Consider the following 23,850-nt stretch of genomic DNA (forward strand, 5'->3'; position numbering starts at 1 on the left):
CTATGCCCGACAAATACAATCTCGAAGCAGCCGCCCGATACTGGGGCGGTGAGCGTCTCCGCGGTCGCGACGAGCTGGCCGCCGTGTTGAGCCTGAGCGAGCCCCTGGAAGTCAACCGCGCCTACCACGAGTGGGAATCCACGCTGGTGGTGGAGACCCTGGGCGGCGTCCGCGGCCGCCGCGTGGCGGACATCGCCTGCGGCGTCGGGCGGCTCACCGTGCCGCTGGCCGGGGCCGGCGCCCGGGTGCTGGCCCTGGATGGCGCGCCCGGCATGCTGGAGCGCTGCGAGCGCCACGTGCGCTCCAAGGGACTGCGCGGCCGCGTGCAGTTCGCCCTGGGCCCGGCGTGGTCCATCCCGGCGCCCGACAACTCCCTCGACGGAGCCGTGTGCGTCGGGCTGCTGGAGCACTTGCCCCCGGCGCAGCAGGCGCGGGTGCTCAGGGAGATCCACCGGGTGCTCCGGCGCGGCGGCCACCTGGCCACCGTGTTCAACAACCCGCACAGCGTGCTGCTGCGCTCGCCCAAGGACAACAAGTTCCGCAAGGGCCAGCAGTTTCCCAACGGCTACTACTGCGCGCTGGTGGACCGCGGCCGGCTGCTCCGGTCCCTGGAGCGGCACTTCCGCGTGGAGCTGACCGGCACCAACACCATCTACTCGGTGCTGCGCCACGTCTTCCGCACCTTCGGCGACCGGTCCCGCGACGCGGCGCTGCGGCGGCGCACGTTCAGGCTGGCCGCGGAGCTCGACCTGCGCTTCCGCCTGAAGGGCCCGCTGGACGAGTTGCTCGCGGACCACACCTTCTTCCGGGCGGTGAAGAAGAGTTAGCTTCCGGCCAGCCTCGAGAACACCGGCCGCATGCGCTCCGGCAGCCGCGACCGGATCTGGGTGCGCGCGGCCGGTGAGATCGCCCCCAGTGGGCCCGCGGCGGCAGCGAACACCGCGCAGCCCAGGAGCGCGCGCCACCAGCCGGTCTCGCCACCCGGCGCCAGCCAGCCGGCACCCAGCGCGACCGCGGCCAGCGCCCACTGCCGCGCCAGCGCGGCCCACGGCAGCCCCATGCGGTCCTGCGCGCGGCCCGCGCGCAGGTTCCACGCCAGCGCCGCGAGGCTGGCGATCACCTGGCCCGCGGCCAGCCCCAGCGCCCCCATCCGTCCCAGCGCCAGCGCGCCGAAGCCCAGGTACGTCCCCACCCACACCAGGTCCGACACCGCCCCCTGGCGCATGCTGCCGCCCGCCCGGAGCGCGGTGGTGAGCGGCGCGTACAGCGCCATCAGCGGCGGGACCAGCGCCAGCACCCGCAGGATGGGGATGCCGCGGTCGAACGCGGGGCTGGCCAGCAGCCGGATGAACGCCCCCGGCGACAGCGCCAGGGCCAGGCCGGCCCCCAGGGACATCAGCGAGCTGATCTCCACGAAGGCGTGGAATGCCGCGCGCCTCTCCCCCAGTGGCCCGCGGGCCAGCTCCGGAAACAGCGCCGACAGAGGTTGCGCCAGCAGCCGCCGCACGAACTGCAGCCAGCGCGCCGGGACGTGGAAGAAGCTCACGTCCAGCGCGCCCAGGCGCTCGGCGACCACCAGCCGGTCCGCGTAGTCGAAGCCGATCCCGGTGGCCGAGACCAGCAGGCTCCAGGCGCCGTAGGAGCGCACCTCGCGGGACTCGGCGGGCTCCAGCCGCCCGCCGTCGCTTCCGAATGCGGTCTTCACCACTCCCGGCAGGATCCACGCCGCGCAGATGGCGGTGGCCATCAGGCTGGTGCCCGCGTTCCACAGGAAGAAACCGGCCAGGTCGAGCGGCGGCCCGGCATACAGTCGCAGCGTCACCGAGGTGAGCTGCAGCATCTCCACCAGGGCGGGCCGCTCCATCCGCCGCCGGCCGTTCCACACCGAGTACAGCACCCCGCGCGCCGCGGTGGCGGCGAAGAACAGCGCCACCCAGGGCAGCGCGGCCCGCGTGCCCGCCAGCGGCGCCCACGCGCCCTCCAGCGCCGCGGGCAGCCCGAAGGCCGCCACGCATGCCGCCACGCCCGAGACCGCGGTGGCCGCGAAACTGGCGAGCGCCAGGCGCGCCGCCGGCGCGGGCCGTCCGTCCGCCTCCAGCGCCGCCACCCATCGGGTGACCAGCAGGGCGCGGCCCGACTGCACCAGCAGCGTGAGCACCGAGCCGCACGAGAAGAGCACCGCGAAGCTGCCCAGGCCCGCGGCGCCCAGGTGCACCGCCAGCCACTTGAGCTGCAGCCAGCCCAGCAAGCCGCTGCTGAGCACCGCGAACATCAGCGCCGCGCTGTTGCGCCCCAGCCGGCTCACCGCGCCCCCAGCAGCTCGAAGTACAGCCCCACCTCGCGCGCCACGCGCTCCTCCCAGCCCGGGAACGCCGCCGAGGCTTCGAAGGCCGCCCGCCCCATGGCGCGGCGCCGTTCCGGTTCCCGCGCCATCCGCTCCAGCGCCACGGCCAGCGCGGCCGGATCGGCGGCCGCGAGCCACCCGTGGGTGCCGGGAACCACCACGTCGCGGGTCCCGCCGGCGTCCACCGCCACCACCGGGAGGCCGCACATCATCGCCTCCAGCGTGGTCAGGCTGCGGTTGGTGAGCACGCTGGTGCCCACGAACACGTCCGCGGCCCGCAGCCACTCGAACAGGTCGTCGTGGGGCAGCGCGCCCAGGAACGAGACCCGCGCGCCCGCGGCGCGGGCGCGCTCCTGCAGCGCGGCGCGCAGCGGCCCCTCGCCCACCACCACCAGGCGCACCCGCAGCGCGGGGTCCAGCCGGGCCACGGCATCCACCGCCAGGTCCACGCGCTTGTTGTCCACCAGGCGGTTGATCATCAGCGCCAGCACTTCCTCCCCGGGCACGCCCGCGGCGGCGCACAGCTCCGCGCGGGTGCGTCGCGGGACGCGGTCGCGGAAGCCCGTGTCCAGCCCGTTGGGCCAGAAGCGCAGCCGGTCGGCGGGCACGCCGTGGCGCAGCGCGGCACGGTCGCCGTGGGTGCCGTCGTCCATCACCACCACGCGGTCGGCGGGGGCGCGCAGGGCGTGGATCATCTCCCAGTGGCGCGCGCGGTGGATCCAGGCCGGCGGATCCTCGCACGCGAGGGTCATCACCCCGAAGAACTTGGTCACGCTGCGGGCGCCCAGGGCGCGCGCCGTGGCCACGGCCGCGCGGGCCGCGTGATAGGAGTGGCCCACCACGAGGCGCGGCCGGATCTGCTCCCCCAGCACCCGCGCCCGGCGGCCGTACACGGCCCGGTAGGAGAAATAGCGCAGCGGACGGCGCAGGCCGCTGGGCAGCGCCCCACCCCATGAGAGCACGTCCGGGCCCAGGTGAAAGTGGCTCGGCGGGCCCGGCGGCGCCACGCCGGGCGACGCCGGCATGACGAAGTGCACGTCGAACCCGGCGCGCACCAGCCCCCGATGCACCTCGTCCTCGTCCGAACAACCCACACCGGGCGCGCCCTCCCAGAAGGATGGCCACGGCGAGAGCACCAGCACCGGAACGCGTTCGCTCACCGCGCCCCCGCCGGCGGCGCCGCGCTCCGCACGCGGTACAGCGAGTAGTACACCGGGTGTGGACGCGAGAGGCCCAGGTTCTCCACCCGGGCGGTCATCCGCAGCTCGTAACGGTCCGGCGCCAGCGCGCCGGGTCGCGCGTCCCGGTCCACCAGGTAGTCGGCCCTCCCCACCGTCTGGTAGAGTCCGCCGCGCACGATCTCGCCGAGGTCGTGGCGCGCGAGCAGCGGGGCCATCGCGGGGGTGACCAGTCCGCCGAGGTCCAGCACGCGCCGGCCCGAGTAGTAGCCCACCGCGCCGATGTCGGGCGTGGCCACCACCGCGTCCGGCGCGGAATGCGCGCGCAGCCAGCGTCCGATCTCCGCGGGGCCCCCGCCCAGCCCGCGCGTGAACGCGTCCATGCCCGGCACCACCAGGAATACCAGCAGGGCCAGCTGCTGCGCGAAGTACGCCGCGGCGCCCCGGTGCCGCGCGCGCGCGCCGAACGCGCGCTCCGGGCCCACGGCCGCCGCGACCAGCAGCGCGGGCAGCGCCGGCACCCAGTAGCGGGAGATCATCTGGAAGCGCGTGGCCAGGTACAGGGCGGCCAGCGCCGCGGGCCATGCCAGCAGCAGCCCCAGGCCCGGCGCGTCCGCCCGGGCGCGCGGGCGAAGGAACGCCGCCACCGCGGCGAACACGGCCAGCGCGTCTGTCAGCAGCACCACGCCCAGGAAACGCCACGTGGGCCGGGCCACCGCGAGCAGGCTCCACGGCTCGTGCGCGCGCTTCACGGTGAAGGTGGAGGGCAGCCACGCGCCGGTGGCGCCGTGCGCCCAGGCCACCCACGCGACCAGCAGCGCCAGGCCCAGGGCCGTTCCTGCCAGGGCCGCTGCGCGGCCCGTTCGCCGGGTCAGCGCCCAGCCCGCGCCCAGAGCGAAGAGCAGCGCGGCCTCGGGCCGCGCCAGCGCCGCGAGCGCCAGCACCGCCAGCCCCGCGGCCGCGGCGCGCCCGCCTCGCAGCAGGCGTTCCAGGCCCAGGGCCACGGTGAAGGCGGCCAGCGAGGTCTCCATTCCCGAGAGCGACCAGCGCAGGAACCATGCGTGCAGGGCCAGTCCCGCGGCCGCGAGCAGCGAGGCGGAAGTGGAACCGCCCGCGGCGCGCGCCAGCCGGTACGTCCAGGCCACCGCCAGCAGCGTGAACAGGAGCCCCAGGCCGCGGGAGAGCGCCAGCCAGTCGCCCGAGACCGCGTGACCCGCCGCGAGGCCCAGCACCCACAGCGGACTGGTGAAGCCGTACACCGGCTCGCCCGGGTTGAAGCATGGCCCCAGCCCGGCGGCGAGGTTGCGCGCGAACACCAGGTGGATGTAGCTGTCGTCGGTGAAGAAGCCCGACACCCGCGCCAGGGCCGCGGCGAACACCGCGGCGCCCAGGAACGCCAGGAGCTTCGCGACGCGGCTCACGTGATCTCCTCCAGCACTCCGGCCAGGCGCGACGTGAGCCGGCGGCGGGAGAAGATGCTGCGGTCGGCCGGGGAATGCCGCGGAGGCGCCTCGCCCTTCCACGCGCGTTCCAGTGCCTCCGCCACGCGCCCGGGCTCCCCCGGAGCGGCCACCCAGCCGCAGCCCATGGTCCGCACCAGCTCCGCCGCGGGCCCCTCGGGGACCACCGCCAGCACCGGGCGGCCGGAGGCCAGGTACTCGTACAACTTGCCCGGCACCAGCTCCCGGAAACGGCCGGAGAGATGCTTGAGCAGCAGCAACGCGTGCGCCCCCGCCTCGGCCTCCAGGACTTCCCGGTGCGGGCGCTGGCCCACGAACCGCACCACCTCGCCCAGGCCCCGTCGCTCCACCAATCCGGCCTGCGGCGAGTCATGCGGGCCGTACAGCAGCACCTGGGTGCGCGCGGCGCGCGAGGGATCCGCCGCGAGGAAGCGCTGCAGCCCGTCCAGGAAGGGCGCCAGCGTGCGGCCGGCCGAGATCCTCCCGGCGTGCACCACGGTGAAGCGGTCGAAGCGCGCGGGGGTGACTTCGCGCCACTCCTCCTCTTCGTAGCCGTTGGGGATCACGGTGATGCGCGGCGCAGCGGAAGGCAGCGCGGCTTCCAGGAATGCGCGGGTGCCGTCGGTGGCGGTCAGCACCCGGTCGGCGTTCGAGAGCACCGCGCGCAGCCGCTCCAGGTGCGCGGCACGATGCCACGGGGTGAGCGGGCGGAAATAGCCCAGCCCGATCCACGGGTCGCGGAAGTCCGCCACCCACGGCAGGCCTGTGGCGCGCTTGAGATCGAGTGCGACCATGTGGTCGGTGTCGGGGGGCGAGGTGGAGTACAGCGCGCGCACGTCACCGCGGCGGAGCCGCTCCAGGCCGGCGCGCACCGCCGGCTTCCGCCAGCGCAGGTAGGTGTCGGGCACCAGGGCCCGGGTGGCCAGCCAGCCGGCCGCCATCTGCCAGAAGGGACGCCGGACCCGGCCCGCAAGCGCCTGCGCGGGCAGCAGCGCCCCCACCCGCAGCGTCTCCAGGTGTTCCACTCCGCGCACCAGGGCCTCGTCCTTCACCCAGGCGCCGCCCCCGGAGCCGGTCAGGATCACCGGCAGGAAGCCGTGGCCTTCCAGGTGGCGCGCGAAGCCCAGCGTGCGGTACACGCCGCCGCCGCCCACAGGCGGGAAGTGCAGGGCCACCATCAGCACCGGCTTCATGACCCGCCCCCGGCGCGCGGCCCGCTGCGCCACACGCGATAGCCGACCGGCCGCCCGCCGAAGCCCTCCTTGAAGAAGCGGGTGCCCGCCCGCCCGCCGCTGTTGCCCAGGTCGGCGCGCTTCAGGCCGCGGCGGACCGCGTCGTGCAGCAGGTCGCCGAAGAGCAGCTCGCCGGTGGGCACGGCGCGGGCCGCGGACGCGAAGCTCACCAGCCAGGCGAACCACGTGCCGCAGCCCTCGGCGATCGCGGTCACCGCCAGCGTCTCCTCGCCGCGGACCGCGCGATGGACGCGGAGCCACCCCTGGCGCGCGCCCGCGCGCAGCAGCGCCTCGGGGTAGACCACCCGCTGCCCGCGCGCGGCCGCCTCGTTTCGCTGTAGCGCGGCAAATTCGGACACCGCCTCCGGGCCCGCCGGCTCCACGCGCACGCCCGCCCCGGCCACACGCCGGCGGGACTTTCGGGTGCGGTGCGCGAAACCGCGCTCCAGTTCCTCCTCCGAGGCGGGCAGCTCCAGCAGGTGGGTCTCCTCGGCGCGCGCGCGCGCGCCGGGCCAGTGGCGGCGGATGGTGTCCCCGAGTCCTGCGTCCCCGTGATCTGCGACCACGCAGAGGGTCCACGGGCGGGCGAAGCGCCGGGCGAACTCGGCGTACAGCGCCGCCGCCGCGTCGCGGTCCCCGGGCTCGCGCAGCCACGCGCCGCCCGGGGTGCCGTAGGGCAGGGAAGCCACGCGCGACAGCACCAGCCGGCGCCGCGCCACCACCGGAAGCGCGGCGCGGATGTCGTCGCCGTCGGCGATCCAGAGGGTCAGGTCCCGGAGCCCGGGGTCGGATTCCAGAAGCGCGCGGCGGAAGGCGGGGAGATGAAACGGGCCCGCACCCGGCACGCAGGCCAGGAGCGCATCCCACGCCGCGGACCCGGGCTCGGTTTCGCTCACGCAGCGCACCGGGATCGGCGGGCCGGCGGTCATGGTCGGCGCACGGCCCCGGGGATCAGCGGATCACGGCCAGGTTGAGGCGGCGGAGCACGCCGTCGGCCTCCACCAGCACGCGGTACATGCCCGCGCCCACGTAGCGCCCCTGCGCGTCGCGGCCGTCCCAGAAGCCCTGCGAGGGGGTCACGCCGCGGAACTCGCGCACGGTGCGCCCGCGGGCGTCCAGGATGCGCACCAACCCGGCGCTCACGAATCGGCCCGCGAGGCCCAGGCGTGCGTGCACCCCCGGGCGGAACGGGTGGGGGTAGAGCCGGACCGCTCCGGCGACGGGGGGCTGCGGCACGTCCCCGCCGCCCACCTCGAGCAGGTTGAGACCCAGCGCGGTGCCGATCCACAACTTGTAGGGCACGCCCGTGCCCTCCACGGTCAGGGCCCCCACCGCATCCTCCACCAGCGGGCTGTTGGAGCCGTCGTAGGTGGTGAACTCGCCGCTGCGGAACAGGGTCAGTCCCAGCCCGGTGCCGATCCACACGTCGCCATTGGGCGCCGCGGCCACGGAAGAGACGATGTTCTCCGGCAGGCCCTTGCCCAGGCCGAAGATGCCCACCACGCTGTCCCGCGAGGCCCGGATCACCGCCAGGCCCTCGTTGGTGGCCACCCACACCGAGTCGCCGGAAATGGCCACCGAGTTCACCGTCTGGCCGGGGATGTAGCGCCCGTCGCCTTCGGACAGCAGCTTGCTGTAGTGCACCAGGAGATCGCACGGCGCTCCCTGGGCGGCGGAACGCCAGTGAGTGAGACCGTTGTCGGGCGTGCCGATCCAGCGGTCCGTCGTGTCGCGCATGGCCAGCGAGAAGGCCTTGTTGCTCGCAAGGCCGTCCCCGCAGGACAAGGTCTGCGTGGTGAACTCCTTCCATCCCCTGAGCGCGTCGCCCGGCGTGGTGTCCGAAGGGACGAATTCATACAGCGCGTCGTGCGGATCCCCGGCGCCGAGCCACTTGCGTCCCCCGGCATCCTCCGCGATCACCAGCACGTTGTGCGGCGGATTCCGGAACTTGCGCCACTTCTCGGTTCCGTCGCGGTCGTCCAGGATCTCGATGCCGGCCTTGGAGCGGTCCTCCCCCACGCAGCAGTGCCCGAACCACTTGAAACCGTCGGTGTCACACAGAAGGCCCCACGCCTGGACGGCCTCCATGCCGTTCCGCGTGCCCCGGGTGCTCCATCCCGGCGCGCCGGACGGGTCGTACACCATCGCCTCGCCGCCCTTGAACGGGAGGATCCACAGTCGCTTTCGACCCACCGGCTCGATGCGGATCATGTGGATGTTGTTGTAGGCCGGCTGGTCCACGGCGAAGTCGTCGAAGAGCGAAGACCACCGCGTGGTGGCGGCCACGTAGCGCAGCACGCCCGAGGTGGTGGCGGCCCACACGCTGTCGCCGCTCACCGCGAGATCCAGCACGCGCGCGCCCTGGTCGGCGCCCAGGCTGTGCAGCGTGCCACCGATCAGCACGGAGACGCCGGAACGCCGGCCCACGTAGAGACGGCCGCCGCCCCCGGCCATGGAGTAGACGCTGTCGGGGCTCTCGGCCGCGACCGCCCAGCCGGTGTCCGAGTACTGGTAGATCCGGGGGCCCTCGGCGCAGTACACGGTGCCGCCGGCCTGGCCCAGGGCGAGGATGTTCGCGCCCGGCGGCAGCCCTCGCGTGAGCTGCGTCCAGTGGTTGCCGTCCGAGGCGGTCACCCCGCCCTGCGTGGCGATGAAGTACGGTCCCACCCCGCTCACCGCCCGGCCTCCTTCCGCCACCAGGATGTCGTTCACGTAGAGGTTGGGCAGGCAGGAATCCTCCACCGCGGCGCAGGCCTGCACCACTGCGTCCCCGTCCAGCACCCCCAGTCCCACCTGCGTGCCCACCCACAGGGTGCTGCCGAAGCTGCGGATGCGCGTGATGTAGCTGCTGGGCAACCCGAACGTGGAGTCGATGGGCGTCCAGGTGCCGGCGCTCCGGTTCCAGCGCAGCAGGCCCTGGCCCAGGGTGCCGAACCACACCGAGCCGTCGGCGGTCACGTGCACCGCGGTGAGCAGGTTGCTGGTGAGCCCGTTCGGGGTGCGCGTGAGCACCTGCGGCCCCCCGGTCCCGCCGTGGGGAAACAGCATCGCCCCGCCGGTGCCGGCGCTCCACACCCCCGCGGCGTCCAGCGCCACCGCCCGCGAGCCGCGCAGGTTCACGTACGCGGTCCAGGTGCCCTGGGCCCGCGCGCCGGACGCGGCGAGGACCCCCGCCACCGCCAGGGCCGCCGCCACGGCGCCCGCCCGCGCGATCCTACCCGGGAATCTTCCGGTCATTCGTAGCTCCTATCAGGATGTCACCCGCGCCAGCGGCCCAGCCAGCAGGCCGCGCTGCGCACCAGCGTCCTCAAGTCGGACGACAGGTCGGCCTGGCGCAGGCCGCGCTCCAGGTCGTTCTCGGTGAAGCACCGCGCCGGCTCCACGTACCATGACCCCGTCAGGCCCGCGGGCAGGTCCCGCCCACGCCCGGGTCCGGCCACGGGGGATTCAGCATAAGGGCGGAGCGGGGCTCCCACCAAGCCCAGTCTTCCCGTGAGCACCCAGAACAGGAGCAGCGCGCGGTCCAGGCCCAGGCGTCGCAGCGCCGCCACCGGCCCGCGGCGCGCACGGAGGCTGCGGATCGCCACCCGCTGCCCGCGGCCGTTGTCCCATGCCTCGCGCTCCCACGCCGGGCCGCGTCCCGCCAGCAGCAGCCCCAGATACGAGAGGCCCATCGCGGCCAGGGCGAAGGGCAGCAGCGCCAGCGCCACCAGGGTCTCGAGCAGGCGGCGCGCCAGGTGGCTGCGCTCCAGCGGGAGGTCGGGCGAGATGCGGATCATGTGCACCGGCCCGAAACGCTCCACGCGGTCGCCTTCCCGCAGCCACGGGGTGAGCCCGGTGAAGATGCGCACCTCCACGCCGGCGGAGGAGCAGCGGTCCGCCACGTCCCAGAAATCCTGCGCGCGGTCGGCCGGGATGGCCAGAATCGCCACCTGAACGCGCTCGTCCTGCACCAGCCCCGCCACCCGGGCGGAAAGCTCGCCCGGCGCGAGCCCCGCCGCCGAACGGTCCAGGTCGTGCCGGCCGCACCATTCGTAGCCGTGCGTGCCCGCCTCCACCAGCCGGGCCGCCTCCGAGAGCATCGGCTCCACTCCCAGCAGGAGCGCGCGCGGCCGCGCCTTCAAGCGCTCGGACATCGCCGCCGTGGCGCGCCCCACCAGCAGCCGGCCGGCGAACACCGCGGCGACGGAATACGGGTAGAACAACAGCACCAGGGCCCGCGAATAGGACTTCACATAGGCCGCGTAGGTGGCGGCCATGACGATGAGCGAGGCCCACGCCAGCGCCTTGCCGAGGTCCACCATCAACTCGGCCCAGTCGTCGCCGCGGGCGCGGTAGAGGCCGCGCGCCAGCAGGGTGCCCAGCACCACCATGTTGATCAGCAGCAGGAAGTTCGCGTAGTAGGCGAACGGGAACAGGGGCTTGGTCAGGGTGGCGCCGAGGCTGCCGCGCGAGAGAAACGCCAGGTAGAAGGCCAGGTTGATCGCCGCCACGTCCGCGGCGACGGTCGCGACCGGCCCCGCGCGCCCCTGCGAGCGCTTGGCCACGTAGAGCAGCAGGCTCCACTTCTCGTAGAAGCGCAGCGAACTGACGATGTGGCGGCGGAGGCCCGCGAGGTCGCGGGTGCTCTCCCGGCGGTGCCGGTGCTCGATTTCGGCGGCGGGCACGTACCACACCTTCCAGCCGCGCTTGCCCATGCGGTAGCACCAGTCCACGTCCTCGAAATACAGGAAGAAGCGCTCGTCGGCGCCCCCCACGTCCTCCACCGCGCGCCGCCGCACCAGCATGGCGCCGCCCAGCACCCAGTCCACCGCGCGCGGCTCGAGGTGATCGAAGTCCAGCATCAGGTGGGCGCGGGTGACCGGGCTGTCCTGCATCCAGCGGGCCAGGAACGTGCGCCGGTACAGGAGCGTGCGCAGGGTGTAGAAGCGCCGGCAGGAATGCTGCAGCGTGCCGTCGGGATTCAGCAGGCGGGGCGCCACGATGCCGGCCTCGGGGTGCTCCCCGCCGAAGCGCTCCAGCTCGCGCAGCGCGCCGGGGCGCACGCGGGTGTCGGGGTTGAGCACCATCACCCACTCGCCGGTGGTCCCGCGCACGCCCTGGTTCACCGCGCGCGCGAACCCGGAGTTCTCGGTGTTCTCGATCAGGCGCACGCCGGGGAAGCGCTCCACCACCGGGCGGGCGGGGCGACGGTGCGAATTGTCCACCACCAGGATCTCGGCGGGCATGTCACCGGACTCCGCCAGGGAGCGCAGGCACTCCTCCAGCAGGTCGGGAGTTTCGTAGTGGACGATCACCACGCTCAGCGACATCAGGAAATCCCGCACGGGGTCGCGCCCGCCACGAGGCGCAGGAGAGAGCCGGCCGCCGGACGCGGTCGGCGGGGCCGTTTCACAGCCTGCCGAAGAGGTCCATCAGCCGCAGGCGCCACACCATCCACACCGCCTCGTAGATGATCTTCCGGTTCATCTTGGACACCCCCGCGCGCCGGTCCACGAAGGTGATGGGGATCTCCTTCAAGCGGAATCCCTTCCGCCAGCACTTGTAGTTCATCTCGATCTGGAAGGCGTAGCCGTCGCTGCGCACCCGGTCCAGGTCAATGGCCGCGAGCGCCTCGCGCCGGAAGCACTTGAAACCGCCGGTGGCGTCGCGCAGCGGCAGCCCGGTGATGATGCGGGTATACACGTTGGCCCCGTAGCTCAGGATCAGGCGCCGGAGCGGCCAGTGCACCACCGTGACGCCGTGGATGTAGCGCGAGCCCACCACCACGTCGGCGTCCTCGACGGCCTCCACGAACTCCAGCAGCGCGTCCGGGAAATGCGAGAAGTCCGCGTCCATCTCGAACACCAGGTCCACGTCCTGTTGCACGGCCGCCTTGAAACCCGCCCGGTAGGCGGAACCCAGGCCCATCTTGCCCGGCCGGGACAGCAGCGAAACCCGGGGGTCCCGGGATGCATACTCCTGGACCAGCGGCCCGGTTCCGTCCGGCGAGTTGTCATCCACCACCATCACCCGGAGGTTCAGCGGCAGCTGCAGCAGCCGGTCGAGCAGGGACACGATGTTGTCCCGCTCGTTGTAGGTCGGAATGATCACGATGGCCCGCAAGGGGCTCACCGGGTGCGCCGGGCTCGCGTCGCTCATGCGTTCCCCCGTGCGCGGCGCAGGGCGCCCGCCACCGTCGGGACCAGCACCAGGAGCAGGACGACCGCCGCCGACGCCAGGCTCAGGCGCAGCCCGCGCCGCAGCACCGGGGAGTCGAAGCGCATCGCCACCCTGTGGCTTCCGGCGTCCAGGCGCACGGCGCGCGTGAAGCCGTTGGCCTTCAGGATGGGCGCCGCCTTCCCGTCCACGGTGGCCTTCCAGTCCGGATAGTACAGTTCGCTCACCACCAGGTAGCCGGGCGAGCGGGCTTCCACGTCCATCTCCATGGTGTTCATGTCCCAGCCGCTGAAGGTCACGCGGCTCCCCTCCTGCGGCCCCAGCGATCCCACGGGCACGGCCTCCAGCAGCACCTCAGCGGCCGGGTCCCAGGTGCTGTCGTTGTAGGCCTCCAGCGCGCCCCGGCCGGCCACCGCCCGCGCCCGCCCCACCATCCACGCGCGCGGGGACGCGGGCTCGAGCCGGTACACCTTCATCGGCCCGTCCAGGACCTTGCGCCCGATCACCGGCGCGGCGCGCCCGGCGACCGGCTGGGCGAAACCGGGGCCCATGTCGCGCTGGGTGACCACGTACTTGATGTTGGCCGCGGTCCAGAAGCGCGGGTTGCCCTGCAGCCCGGCCTGCAGCACCTCGTCATAGAGCTGGGGCTTGGCGGGGTTGTAGCCGCCCACCGAGGCGATGCCGAAGCCGGCGTAGCGATTGGAGGAAATCTCCTCCACCGGCAGGATCCGGAACAGGCTGGAGTCGGCCTTGAGGAAGCGCACCACATCGTCCTCGTCCTCGATCTCGCGCACCGCGTCCGCCCGCGGTGTGAGCAGCGAGCTGCGCAGCCGCGCGTCCACCTCCGCCGACGGGGGCGAGATGATGCGGTAGTCCACGCGCCACAGGTCGAACAGCAGCAGCGCGGCGGCCACCAGCCAGAACGGGGTGCGCCGCAGCAACCCGGTCCCCAGCATCGCCAGCGCGGCCGCGCCCACGGCCAGCACCCCCCACACCTTCCACACGTCGTCCACGTAATGGGCGCGCGCATTGTCCACCAGGAAGGACACCGACGCCGGCGGCAGGTCCTTCTGCGCCGCGGTCAGCAACTTCTCGTAGCCGGCGCTCCACGCGCCCGAGCCGGCCGCCAGCAGCACCGCGCCGGCGGCGGCCACGCCGGCGGCGATCCACATGGCGCGGGCGTTGCCCTTGGGGTCGGCCACCGTGAGCCGGCCCAGCAGCGCGTAGATGCCGCGCGCCGAGAGCAGCGCCACGGCGAACTGGAGCAGGATCAGGATCATCACCGGCACGCGGAAGGCGTTGAAGAACGGGAGATGCTGGAACAGGAACAGGTAGAGCGGCTTGAAGTACTCCCCAAACGAGATCAGCAGCGCGCCCAGGCCCAGCAGCAGCGCGAACACGCCGATCCGGTCGCGCACGAACAGGAACCCGGCCCCGGCCAGGAACAGCGCCAGCAGCCCCATGTAGTTGGGATAGTCGGTGAAGGGCTTCACCGAGCCGACGTAGGTGGGCCCGCCGAAGCCCGCCGCGGAGGGCACGAGGAACGTGGAGATCTCCGAGGGGCCGAACGACCACCGGGTGGCATACTCGATCTTGGCGCCGCCGCCCTCTCCCGCGCCACGCACGCTGTGCTTCTGGTAGTCCTTCACCGGCAGAAGCAGGAAGGCGGCCAGGCCGAAGCCCAGGGCGTAGGCCACCGCAAGGCCCGCCCCGTCCCGCAGGATCTTGGTGGCGCGCGCCCCGGCCTTGATCAGGCTGAATGCGTGCACCAGGTAGTACAGCCCCATCATCATGCCGGTGTAGTAGACGATCTGCACGTGGGCCCGCAGCATCTGGAAGCCCAGGGCCATGGCCAGCCAGCCCAGGTCCTGGACCCGCCAGCGCTTGAACAGCCGCTCCGCCAGCCACAGCACCAGCGGCAGGAACGCCACCGTGGCCACCTTGCTGCCGTGGCCGTATGCGCCCATGGCGATGAAGTTGGGGGTGTAGGCGAACACCACCGCCCCCCACAGCGAGGACATGATCGGCAGCCCCAGCTCCAGCAGCAGCAGCGCCATGAACAGGCCGGCCAGGTAGGAGTACAGCAGCACGATCAGGTTGTCCGGGAGAGGGACCACCTTGTCGATCAGTGCCAGGGGCCAGTCGGGTGGGTAGATGTACGGGTTGAAGGCCAGGCTGGCGAAGCTGGGCATGCCGCAGAAGACGAACGGGTTCCACAGGGGGTAGACGTGGCGCTTCTCGATGGACTCCAGCCCGATCCTGCTGAAGCTGGCCGGGGCATAGGTGTCCGGGGAGCCGAAGGTCATGCCCTCGAAGACCAGGGAGTGGTAGAACACCAGCGCCAGGGCGAGCAACACCAGGGCCACGGTGGTGCGCGGGTGAAAGTCGAACCAGTTGCGCGCCGGAATGTCGGGGGTGCGCGCGGCCCGGGTCGCCGGCTTCCTAGCCTTTTCCTTCGCCAAGGGCACCTCCGTGGCCGGCCGCCGCCTCCAGCAGGCCTGTCTGCATCTCCGCCGCCCGCGCGCCCCAGTCGTTGGCGCGCGCGTACTCCCGGAGCGGGCCCGGGTCGGGGCGGCGCGCCAGGGCGGCGCGCACCCCCTCCACGAACGCCTCCGCGGTCTCCGCGACGGTGAGCCCCGGGGCGCCTTCCAGCTCGTCGCTCATCGGGCAACTCACCACCGGGCAGCCGCAGGCCAGGAACTGGTGGATCTTGTTGGGATTGATGGCCCGGGTGTAGGGGTCGGCCGGATCGAAGGGGATGATGCCCACGTCGAAGCCCCGGATCCAGTCCCCCAGCTCTTCGTACGGCTGCTCCCCCGCGAACACGAACGGCGCCCGCCCGGTGAGCGCCGCCACCTTCTCCCTCACCCGCGCGTGCACCGGCCCCACGAACACCACCGTGGCGTCCGGAAAGGCGCGGCCCAGGGCCTCCACCCACTCGAACGAGATGAAGAAACTGACCAGCCCGATGTAGCCGATCACCGGCCGGCCGGCGTCCCGCAGGCCCGGGGCGACAGCCGTGCCGCCGGCGAATCTATCATATTCGACACCATTTCCCAAGAATTGCAGCGGGCCGTACCCCAGCCCCTCCAGTTCCCGGACGTAGTGCCGGGATACCACGAAGATCCGGTCCGCGGCGCCCAGTGCCGGGTCCATCCATGATCGCGCCCAGGCGGGGGCTCCGGGGAACTGGAACGGGTGGTCATTGAAGTCGTAGCAAAGACCGCGGTGGGGCAGCCGGACGGCCACCGGGTGCGCGAAGATGTTGGACACCGCGAACAGCGCGTCCGGTCCCGCGCCGAACTGGCGCAGCAGCCGCCGCGCCTGCAGCGTCGCGATCCAGTTCAGGAACGCGCGGAACGCGGCCAGCCCCAGCAGCCGGTTGTAGATGCCGCTGGTGGTGTTCAGCTTCACGAACGGGACGGTGCCGTAGGCCACGGCGCCGTCCCGCGCCACGTTCCAGGCGTTCCCGCGGCTGAAGTTGATGGGCTCGAGGAACAGGATGCGCCACTCCGGCCCGAAGCGCGACAGCATGAACTGCTTGCGGCTGCGCATCGCCTTCCACTTGATCTCGGAGAACCACACCAGCGTGGGCATGCGGCTAGCCCGGCAGCGCCGCCGGCTCCAGCGCCGGCGCGTCGATGAAGGTCCGGAACCACAACTCCAGGTGCAGCCAGCGCCACACCTGCAACCCCAGCGGGGCGCCGGCGCGGAAGCGCGCCACCTGCGCCCGCAATTCCACCGCGTCGAGGTAGCCCCGGCCCAGGCACGGGCCGGTGAGCAGCAGCTCGTCCAGCAGCCGGGCGTGCTCCCCTCGCAGCCACGCGTCGGTGGGCGTCTCGTAGCCCATCTTGTCGCGGCGCGCGCGCACCGACTGCGGCACCCAGGGCTCGAACGCCCGGCGGGCCACGTACTTGGTCTCGTGCCCGCGGATCTTGAGGTCGAACGGGATGCGGAAGGCGTACTCCACCACGCGATGGTCCAGGAACGGCACGCGCGCCTCGATGCTCCAGGCCATGCTGTTGCGGTCCTCGTAGCGCAGCAGCGAGGGCAGGAAGCGCAGCGTGGTGTCGTGGTACAGCTGGTCGTTGAGCAGGCTCCCGAATCGCGGCGGGGGGTCGGTGCCCAGGTCGCGGCGGCGGGCCTCGAAGGCGCGCTCCAGCACCCGGTCCTTGCCCTGGCCGAAGCGCCGCTGGCCTTCCACCAGCAGCCCCGGCGGCAGCCATGGCGCGAAGCTGCGCGCCAGCGTGCGCGGGTAGCCGTGGCCCAGGTCCGAGGCGACGTAGCGCAGCAGCGAGGCCCACTCGGCGACGCGGCCGCGCCGGAACAGGTCGTAGAGCGCCGACCAGTAATAGCGGTGGTAGCCCCCGAACAATTCGTCGCCGCCCTGGCCGTCCAGGAGCACCTTCACCCGGTCGCGCGCGGCCAGCCGCATCACGTGCCACTGCGAGTAGATGCCCATGCCCGCGGCGGGCTCGTCCTGGTACCACGCCAGCTTCGCCAGCATGTCCTCCAGGTCGGAGCCGTCGGGCTCGCCCGGCACGAACTCGGCGCCCGCCTGGCGGGCCACCTCGGCGGCGAAGGGGCGCTCGTCGAAGCCCGCGAACTTCGAGTACCCCACGCTGAACGCCTTCATGGGGTGATCCAGGCGCGCGGATGCCGCCGAGAGCACCGCGGAGGAATCCAGCCCGCCCGAGAGGCAGGTGCCCACGGGCACGTCGCTGCGCAGGTGCACCGAGACGGCGTCGCCGAACAGCTCGCGCAGCCGCGCCACCGCCTCGTCCTCGGACGGCGGCGGTTCCGGCGACGGGAGCACCTCCCACCAGCGCCACGCCCGCGGTCCGCGCTCGTCCACCACCAGGGCGTGGGCCGGGAGCAGCGCGGTCAGGCCCTCGAAGAAGGTGAAGGTGTCGAAATCGGTCCAGTCGCGCGCCAGGAAGTAGTACAGCGCGCGCTCGTCGGGGCGGCGCTCCAGGTCGCCAAAGGCCAGCACGCCCTTGGGCTCGGACGAGAACACGAACCGCTCGCCGTCCCACGCGTAGTAGAACGGCTTGATGCCCAGCCGGTCCCGGGCGCAGAACAGGCGCCGGCCGTCCCAGAGGGCGAAGGACCACATTCCGTTGAAGCGCGCGAGGCACGCCTCGCCCCACTGGTCGTAGGCGTGCAGCAGCACCTCCACGTCGCTGCCGGTGCGGAACTCGCGGCCCAGCGCGTGCAGCTCGTCGCGCAATTCGAGGTAGTTGTAGATCTCGCCGTTGAAGGTCACCACGTGCCTCCCGCCGGGCCCGCACATGGGCTCGTGCCCGCCGGGGCTCAGGTCCAGGATGCTGAGGCGGCGGTGCAGCAGCGCCAGCGGGAACGGCCCGGGGGGCGCCTCGCGCAGGTCGCCGGTGGGGCTGTAGGCCAGCCGGCTCGAGCGCACGTCCGCGGGGGTGTCCGGTCCGGCCAGGAAGTGCCGGCCGCCGCGGGCGTCCACCAGCAGCGCGCCTTCGTCGTCCGGCCCGCGGTGGCGCAGCATGCGGCTCACGCGCAGCAGTGTCTCCGGCGCCACCGGCCTGCCGGAGGGTGAGTAGTAGCCCGCGATCCCGCACACGGCTCAGGCCCCCGCCGGACGGGCGCCGCGCAGGCGGCCCGCCACCATGCCGGCCACGGTGCGCAGGTCCGCAGCACTCACCAGGCCGAAAAGGAAGCTCCCCGCCACGTAGAGCACCCAGAGGCCGGTCTTGGCCGCCAGGCGCGCGCCGAGCCCCCACTCCGGCACGTGGACGCCCACCGCCGCCACCGCGCCCGCGAACAGCACCAGCAGCGCGCCGCGCAGGAAGGGATAGGGGCACGGGAACAGCCGCTGGGACACCGCGGCGAGGAGCACCGTGGTGGTGGCGTAGCCCACCAGCGTGGCGGTGCCCACGCCGTACATGCCGAAGGGCCCGGCCCACAGGTAGTCGAGGCCCAGGGTGAGCGCGGCGGTGCTCACCAGAACGGCCGCCATCAGCGCGGTGCGCTTCACCATCGCCACCCCCACCGAGAAGATGTAGTACGTGCCGTTGAGCAGCACCGCGAACACCAGCAGCGACGCCGCCGGGTGCCCGCCCACGTAGGCCCGGGTGGTGCCCAGGCCCAGGATCTCGCGCGCGAAGATGCTGAGCATCACCGCCAGCGCCCCGCCGGCCCACAGGTACAGCCCCAGCACCCGCGCGAACAGCCTGCGGCCGCCCTCCTCGCGCGCCTGCGCGAACCCGAACGGCCCCCACGCCAGGGTGAACGCCTGCGTGGCAAACTGCATGAACAGCGCCACCTTGGCCGCCGCCCCGTAGACGCCCACCTCGTGGTAACCGTGGAAGCGGGCCAGGAAGTTGCGGTCCGCGAACTGGATCACCCAGTACGCCAGCGCCATGGGCAGCAGCGGCAGCCCCACCTGCAGCAGCTCGCCCAGCTTCGCCCGGCTGATGCGGACGGTGAGCGAGCCGCGCACCAGCCAGGCCCCGATCAGCGCGAAGGCGCAGTCGGTGGCCAGCTGCGCCCCCAGCGCGCCGGTGACGCCGCGCCCGCGAAAGGCCACCAGGTACACCGCCAGCAGCGCGTACACCAGCGAATTCATGACCGTGAAGCCCAGGAACGCCCAGGGCCGGAAGCTCATCCGCAGGAAGTCGCTCACGAACATCACCGTCAGAGTGCACGGCACCGAGAGCAGCGCCACGCGCAGGTAGGGCTGGAGGGTGACGTCCCCGTAGACCTGCGCGGCGATCCAGCGCGAGAGCAGCGCCGCCGGCACACACAGCGCCAGGCTGGCCCCCAGCCGCCACGCCAGCGCCGTGGACACCAGGCGGCGGCGGTCCTCGTCGGTGGCCTGCTCGTACACGAAGCGGTTGAGCGCCGTGTCCATCCCGGAGATGAACACCACCTGCAGCGCGGCGCTCAGCGTGGTGACCAGCTCCAGCGCCCCGAACTGCGCGGTGACCAGCATCCGCGTGAATACCGGCACCAGCCCCACGCGCGTCACCACGCGCCCCAGGGTCTGGCCCAGGCCGTACACCATCGTGTCGCGCGTCAGCGCGCGCAACTGGGTCCTCACGCCGCGCCCCGCATCAGTGCAGGACGTTCTCGGTGCCGCAGTGCGGGCACGCCCAGCGCGACGCGGCCTCCCCGCGCAGCGCCGCGTGCTGGCCGCAGATGCGGCACACGTGGGTCACCTCGCGCAGCCTCCGCAGGCCCTCCTTGCGGAACAGCATGATGTAGTTGCTCTCGCGGAACAGGTCCAGGCCCGTGGCGCGCTTGAGCGCCGCCAGCGCGGCCACGAAGCCCGGCTGCATCGGGCGCGTGCGGTCGTCGCGCATCCACGAGAAGCCGGCGGGACACTCGCAGAAGCTCTCCAGCACGCAGCCGCGCCGATAGGCGAGGCGCAGGCTGCGGGGGAAGTCGGTGCGCTGCTGGTGCTCCAGGCGCTTCTTCAGCTTGAGCAGCACGTACTTCGCGAACCAGCCCGCGAAGCGGTAGAAGTGATCGTCGAAGGAGTGCGAGTTGGGCACCGCCGCGAACAACCGCCCGCCCGGCTTGAGCACCCGGGTCAGCTCGTCCCAGGTGGCGGCCAGGTCGTCCACGTGCTCCATGGTGTAGTTGGAGACCACGGCGTCGAAGCTGGCGTCGCGGAACGGCAGGCGCTCCATGGAGGCCAGTCCGCGCGAGCCGTGCGCGAAGTCGCCGGGCATGGCCTTCACGTCCACCCCGGTGATCCTGAGCCCCGGATGGTCGCGGTAGGGAAAGCTGGTGCCACCGCAGCCGGCGTCCAGCACCGTGGCGCCCGCGGGCAGCGAGGCCAGGAACTCGCGCAGGAACAGCACCGCCTCGCCGGGAGCTCGCTCCAGCGGGCCGGGTCGCAGCACGCCGCTCACGCCGTCGCCCTCGCGCCGCGCAGCCCGTCCCACAGCCCGCGCATCGCGGCGCCGGCCAGGGCCGGGCGCCCGCGCAACAGCGACGCCGCCGCCCGGGCCAGGTGGAGGCCCGCGGCGCAGGCCGGCCAGGTGAGCCAGTGCCACGGCCTCGCGTGGCGCGAGAACAGCTTCCAGTTGCTCACCGCCGAGTGGTAGACCTTGAACGGCGTGCGGCCCCCCCCGCTGCTGGCCGAGATGCGGTGCCACACCTTCGACTCCGGCACGCACCACAGGGTGTGACCGGCGCGCGTCATGCGCACCGAGAAGTCGGCGTCCTCCGCGTAGATGGTGTAGCCGGGATCGAGCATGCCCACCGTCTCCAGCACCGTCCGGCGCACCAGCAGGGCGCAGCCGGTCAGGTAGTCGCAGCGGCGCGGGCCGCGGAACTGGCCGCGGTCGAACCGGCGCAGCCCCCGGTGGGCGGTGAGCCCCAGCCAGAAGTTCACCAGCCCGCCCGCGAACCACACGCGGTCGCGCGGCTCGGCGTAGTAGATGATCGGCGCCACGGCCCCGGCGCCGGGATTGGATTCCAGGAACCCCACCAGCGGCTCCAGGAAGCCGGGGTCCACCAGCGTGTCGTTGTTGAGCAGCAGCGCATAGTCGGCGCCGGCGGCCACCGCCTCGCGCAGGGCCACGTTGTTGCCCTCCGCGAAGAGCAGGTTCCGGCCGTTCTCGATCACCCGCACGCCCTCCCCCGCCCCCCCGCGCAACGCCGCGGCGGAGCCGTCGGTGGAGCCGTTGTCCACCACCACCACGGTGGCGCCGGGATACGTTCGCCGCGCCAGCGACTCCAGGCAGTCCCGCGTGAGCGCCCAGCCGTTCCACTGGAGCACGATCACCCACACCGAGGGTGCGCCGGCGCCCGTGACGCTCACGGCGCGCGCCCCGGGCCCGCGGCCGCCCGCTCCAGTCCCGCCGCCACGCGCCATGCCGCGACCCCCGCCGCGAGCGCGGCCAGGAGCATCGCCAGGGCCGCGAGCGCCAGCTGCGGGCCGGCGGCGCCGACGTAGAGCGGGTACAGGAACCAGAAGTCCAGCCCGTGGAGCAGCCGCGCCTGGTCGCCGCCGGAGAGCGGAATGCGCTGCGTGGCGGCCTCGTCGGCGCCCTGCGCCAGCGTGACGCGCGGCCACTCTCCCCGCAGGTGCTCCCCCAGGTTGCGGCGGAACATCGCCCAGTGCCCCACGATCGGCGAGTAGTTCGGCACCCAGTGCACGTCCTCGAGGAAGCGCGGATCCTCGAAGGCCCGCGTGTACGGATAGGCGCCGGTCTCCCGCAGGTAGCTGCCGTAGTAGACGCTCACCCCGCCCCACTGCACCAGCGCACCCGCCACCAGCAGCGCCATCGCCACGCGCCGCGCCGCGCGCGAGGCGGGCGCGGCGATCCACAGGGCCACCGGCAGAGCCAGGAGTGGGACGAAAGGCTGCAGGTAGCGCGGCCCCCACGAGCCGTCGCCGCCCCAGGCGCGGAACGAGGCGTTGAGCAGCAGGCTGGGCACGACGATTCCGAGCGCCGTCCACGCCTCGGCCCGGTGCGCGCGGTGGAACGCCGGCCACGCCGTGAACAGCAGCAGCAGCGGGGGCGCGAACCACAGCAGCCCCTTGCCCGGGCTCAGCAGCAGCCCGAACAGGCCCACGTGGAGCGGCGTGGAGTAGGCCGAGGCAGTCTGCTCGTAGCCGTAGCCGGACTCCAGCCACGATCCGAAGCGGGCGTGATTGTAGAAGAGCAACAGCGCCGCGCACGCGGCCAGCGGCGCCAGCGCCGCCAGCAGGGCGCGCGCCGGGCGGGGGCCGCGCGCCATGCAGTACAGAAAGTAGCCGGCCAGGGCCAGCACCGGCAGGGCCAGCGCCTCCTTCGTGAGCACGGCGAAGCCGGACGCCAGGCCGGCCCACAGCGCCTGGCGCGCCTCCCCCGTGGCGCGGAAGCGCCACGCGGCGGCGAAGGCGGCCAGCAGCAGCCACGCGGTGAACGGCTCGGTCAGGTAGGTCTTGGCGTAGGGCCAGGCCGGTGTGGCCAGCGACAGCAGCGCGGTGCCCAACAGCGCGCGCCGCGGGGCGGCGCCGCGGTCCAGCAGCAGCCCCAGGAACACCCACGCCAGCAGCGCCCCGGCCAGCGGGCCCAGCAGCTGCAGCACGAACTTCTGCCACGCCTCGCGACGGTGCGCCAGCGCCGGGGACAGCCCGGCGGCCCGCGACGCGGCCCAGTACAGCGGGGCGCCCAGCAGCGCCTGGCCCAGCCCGGCCTTGGGGTAGAGCCGCCCGTCGGGACCGGCGAAGGCGTTGCCCGAGGGCACGTCAAACGAGCCGCGCTCCACCAGCGAGCGGGTGAGCTGGAACATGGTGTGGCCGTCGCTGGAGACGATGGTGCCGCTCATGGTGGCGGCGTAGAGCAGTCCGGCGCACAGCAGCACGGCCCAGCGAAGCGCCCGGCCCGGCCTCATCGCGCCAGCTCCTCGAGCGCGGTCACCAGGGCATCCCACTGGAACTGCCTGCGGTACTCGAGAATGCGGGGCACGAAGGCGTCGCGCCCGCCGCGCTCGTAGAAGAGGTCGATGGCCGCGGCCAGCGCCTCCGGGTCCTCCGGCGGAACCAGCAGGCCGGTCCCGCCCTCCTCCACCACTTCGGGCAGGCCGCCCACGCGCGTGGTGATCACCGGGCACTGCATGGCGTAGGCCAGCGGGATCACGCCGCTCTGGGTGGCGGTCTTGTAGGGCAGCACCGCCGCGTCGCACGCGGAGAAGTACGTCCTCACCTCGGCCTCCCCGGCGAAGCGGTCCAGCACCCGCACCCGGCCCTCGAGACCCAGATCGACGATCAGCCGGTCGTAGGGTGCGCGGTCCTCGTAGAACTCGCCCACCACGCACAGGGTCACCGGCCGGCGAACCCGGCCCAGCGCGCGCAGCAGCACGTCGAGGCCCTTGTAGCCGCGGATGAACCCGAAGAAGAGGATCACGTCTCCCTGCAGGCCCAGCTCCGCGCGGGCTGCCGCGCGGTCGCGCGCCTCGCCGAACTGCGTGTACAGCGGGTGCTTCACCAGCCGGTGCGGGATGCCGGGGCGGAAACGCAGCAGGTCCTGCCGCACCGACTCCGACATCACCAGCGCGCCGTCCACCTTCGAGAGGCCCCAGCGGGTCAGCCAGCCGTCCAGCCCGCCGCGCTCGTGCGGGGTGACGTTGTCGCACACGTACAGCACCCGCGCGCCCGCGCGCCGGGCCGCGCCGCCGACCGCGTCGTAGCTGGGCGCGAAGAAGGGGGTCCACCACTTGTACACCACGGCGTCCGGGCGGAAGGCGGCCACACGCCGGCCGGCCGCCCACCACGAGAGCGGGTTCATGGAGTCCAGCACCGGTTCGGAGGGCACGCGCAGCGCGGGCTCGTCCTCCTCACGCTGCGTCCGGCCGGGGAACAGGAAGGACGGGTATTGCCGGTAGAACGAATAGAACCGCACCTCGTGGCGCAGCGAGAGCGCCTGGAAGAGCAGCGCCAGGTACTGGGCGATTCCCCCGCGCAGTGGGCAGGCGGGCCCGACGAGGGCGATCTTCACCGGGGCCGG

The 23,850-nt window shown here is 73.1% G+C and carries 17 protein-coding genes; 1 reads left to right on the forward strand and 16 read right to left on the reverse strand.

From position 1 onward, the window contains the following. The first annotated feature begins 2 nt into the window (after positions 1-2). Positions 3-827, forward strand: a complete 825-nt coding sequence (locus HZB25_09160) for a class I SAM-dependent methyltransferase (protein ID MBI5837401.1) — start codon at positions 3-5, stop codon at positions 825-827. Here the strand turns inward: HZB25_09160 and HZB25_09165 are convergent. The 16 genes from HZB25_09165 to HZB25_09240 form a co-directional block, all read right to left on the reverse strand. Continuing rightward, on the reverse strand, positions 824-2,305 hold the full coding sequence (locus HZB25_09165; GenBank protein ID MBI5837402.1) for a lipopolysaccharide biosynthesis protein: 1,482 nt from the start codon (positions 2,303-2,305) through the stop codon (positions 824-826). The genes HZB25_09160 and HZB25_09165 overlap by 4 nt on opposite strands. Beyond that, positions 2,302-3,504: a glycosyltransferase family 4 protein gene (locus HZB25_09170; protein MBI5837403.1), complete on the reverse strand. Its 1,203-nt coding sequence runs from the start codon at positions 3,502-3,504 to the stop codon at positions 2,302-2,304. The genes HZB25_09165 and HZB25_09170 overlap by 4 nt, the downstream gene beginning before the upstream one ends. Further along, complete coding sequence (locus tag HZB25_09175) at positions 3,501-4,943, reverse strand: hypothetical protein (GenBank protein ID MBI5837404.1); 1,443 nt, start codon at positions 4,941-4,943, stop codon at positions 3,501-3,503. Before HZB25_09175 ends, HZB25_09170 begins: the two co-directional genes overlap by 4 nt. Beyond that, positions 4,940-6,175, reverse strand: a complete 1,236-nt coding sequence (locus HZB25_09180) for a glycosyltransferase (protein MBI5837405.1) — start codon at positions 6,173-6,175, stop codon at positions 4,940-4,942. Before HZB25_09180 ends, HZB25_09175 begins: the two co-directional genes overlap by 4 nt. Next, positions 6,172-7,110 carry a GNAT family N-acetyltransferase gene (locus tag HZB25_09185; protein ID MBI5837406.1) on the reverse strand — a complete coding sequence of 313 codons (939 nt, stop codon included), beginning with the start codon at positions 7,108-7,110 and terminating at the stop codon, positions 6,172-6,174. Before HZB25_09185 ends, HZB25_09180 begins: the two co-directional genes overlap by 4 nt. Positions 7,111-7,165: 55 nt before the next feature. Continuing rightward, positions 7,166-9,451, reverse strand: a complete 2,286-nt coding sequence (locus HZB25_09190; protein MBI5837407.1) for a hypothetical protein — start codon at positions 9,449-9,451, stop codon at positions 7,166-7,168. A gap of 20 nt (positions 9,452-9,471) precedes the next feature. Beyond that, positions 9,472-11,526 (reverse strand): glycosyltransferase, encoded by a 2,055-nt coding sequence (locus HZB25_09195; GenBank protein ID MBI5837408.1) that lies wholly within the window; start codon positions 11,524-11,526, stop codon positions 9,472-9,474. A gap of 79 nt (positions 11,527-11,605) precedes the next feature. Beyond that, positions 11,606-12,319, reverse strand: coding sequence for a polyprenol monophosphomannose synthase (locus HZB25_09200; protein MBI5837409.1), 714 nt, complete (start codon positions 12,317-12,319; stop codon positions 11,606-11,608). A 32-nt stretch (positions 12,320-12,351) separates the two neighbouring features. Continuing rightward, positions 12,352-14,835 (reverse strand): YfhO family protein, encoded by a 2,484-nt coding sequence (locus HZB25_09205; protein ID MBI5837410.1) that lies wholly within the window; start codon positions 14,833-14,835, stop codon positions 12,352-12,354. Further along, complete coding sequence (locus tag HZB25_09210; protein ID MBI5837411.1) at positions 14,816-15,970, reverse strand: glycosyltransferase; 1,155 nt, start codon at positions 15,968-15,970, stop codon at positions 14,816-14,818. Before HZB25_09210 ends, HZB25_09205 begins: the two co-directional genes overlap by 20 nt. Before the next feature lie 4 nt (positions 15,971-15,974). After that, positions 15,975-17,966: an asparagine synthase (glutamine-hydrolyzing) gene (gene asnB / locus HZB25_09215; protein ID MBI5837412.1), complete on the reverse strand. Its 1,992-nt coding sequence runs from the start codon at positions 17,964-17,966 to the stop codon at positions 15,975-15,977. A 3-nt stretch (positions 17,967-17,969) separates the two neighbouring features. After that, the gene (locus HZB25_09220; protein ID MBI5837413.1) at positions 17,970-19,445 is read right to left on the reverse strand and encodes an oligosaccharide flippase family protein; all 1,476 of its coding nucleotides are present in this window, start codon (positions 19,443-19,445) and stop codon (positions 17,970-17,972) included. A gap of 13 nt (positions 19,446-19,458) precedes the next feature. Next, on the reverse strand, positions 19,459-20,262 hold the full coding sequence (locus HZB25_09225; protein MBI5837414.1) for a class I SAM-dependent methyltransferase: 804 nt from the start codon (positions 20,260-20,262) through the stop codon (positions 19,459-19,461). After that, the gene (locus HZB25_09230; GenBank protein ID MBI5837415.1) at positions 20,259-21,176 is read right to left on the reverse strand and encodes a glycosyltransferase family 2 protein; all 918 of its coding nucleotides are present in this window, start codon (positions 21,174-21,176) and stop codon (positions 20,259-20,261) included. Before HZB25_09230 ends, HZB25_09225 begins: the two co-directional genes overlap by 4 nt. Further along, positions 21,173-22,738 carry a hypothetical protein gene (locus HZB25_09235; protein MBI5837416.1) on the reverse strand — a complete coding sequence of 522 codons (1,566 nt, stop codon included), beginning with the start codon at positions 22,736-22,738 and terminating at the stop codon, positions 21,173-21,175. The genes HZB25_09230 and HZB25_09235 overlap by 4 nt, the downstream gene beginning before the upstream one ends. Further along, positions 22,735-23,841 (reverse strand): glycosyltransferase, encoded by a 1,107-nt coding sequence (locus HZB25_09240; GenBank protein ID MBI5837417.1) that lies wholly within the window; start codon positions 23,839-23,841, stop codon positions 22,735-22,737. The genes HZB25_09235 and HZB25_09240 overlap by 4 nt, the downstream gene beginning before the upstream one ends. Positions 23,842-23,850: the final 9 nt, after the last annotated feature.

The organism is Candidatus Eisenbacteria bacterium, assembly GCA_016235265.1.
Taxonomy (GTDB): domain Bacteria; phylum Eisenbacteria; class RBG-16-71-46; order RBG-16-71-46; family JACRLI01; genus JACRLI01.

Coding starts and splice junctions, on each gene's coding strand:
- HZB25_09210 (MBI5837411.1), bottom strand. CDS start 15,970: ATGCCCACGCTGGTGTGGTTCTCCGAGATCAAGTGGAAGGCGATGCGC.
- HZB25_09180 (MBI5837405.1), bottom strand. CDS start 6,175: ATGAAGCCGGTGCTGATGGTGGCCCTGCACTTCCCGCCTGTGGGCGGC.
- HZB25_09190 (MBI5837407.1), bottom strand. CDS start 9,451: ATGACCGGAAGATTCCCGGGTAGGATCGCGCGGGCGGGCGCCGTGGCG.
- HZB25_09235 (MBI5837416.1), bottom strand. CDS start 22,738: ATGAGGCCGGGCCGGGCGCTTCGCTGGGCCGTGCTGCTGTGCGCCGGA.
- HZB25_09195 (MBI5837408.1), bottom strand. CDS start 11,526: ATGTCGCTGAGCGTGGTGATCGTCCACTACGAAACTCCCGACCTGCTG.
- HZB25_09160 (MBI5837401.1), top strand. CDS start 3: ATGCCCGACAAATACAATCTCGAAGCAGCCGCCCGATACTGGGGCGGT.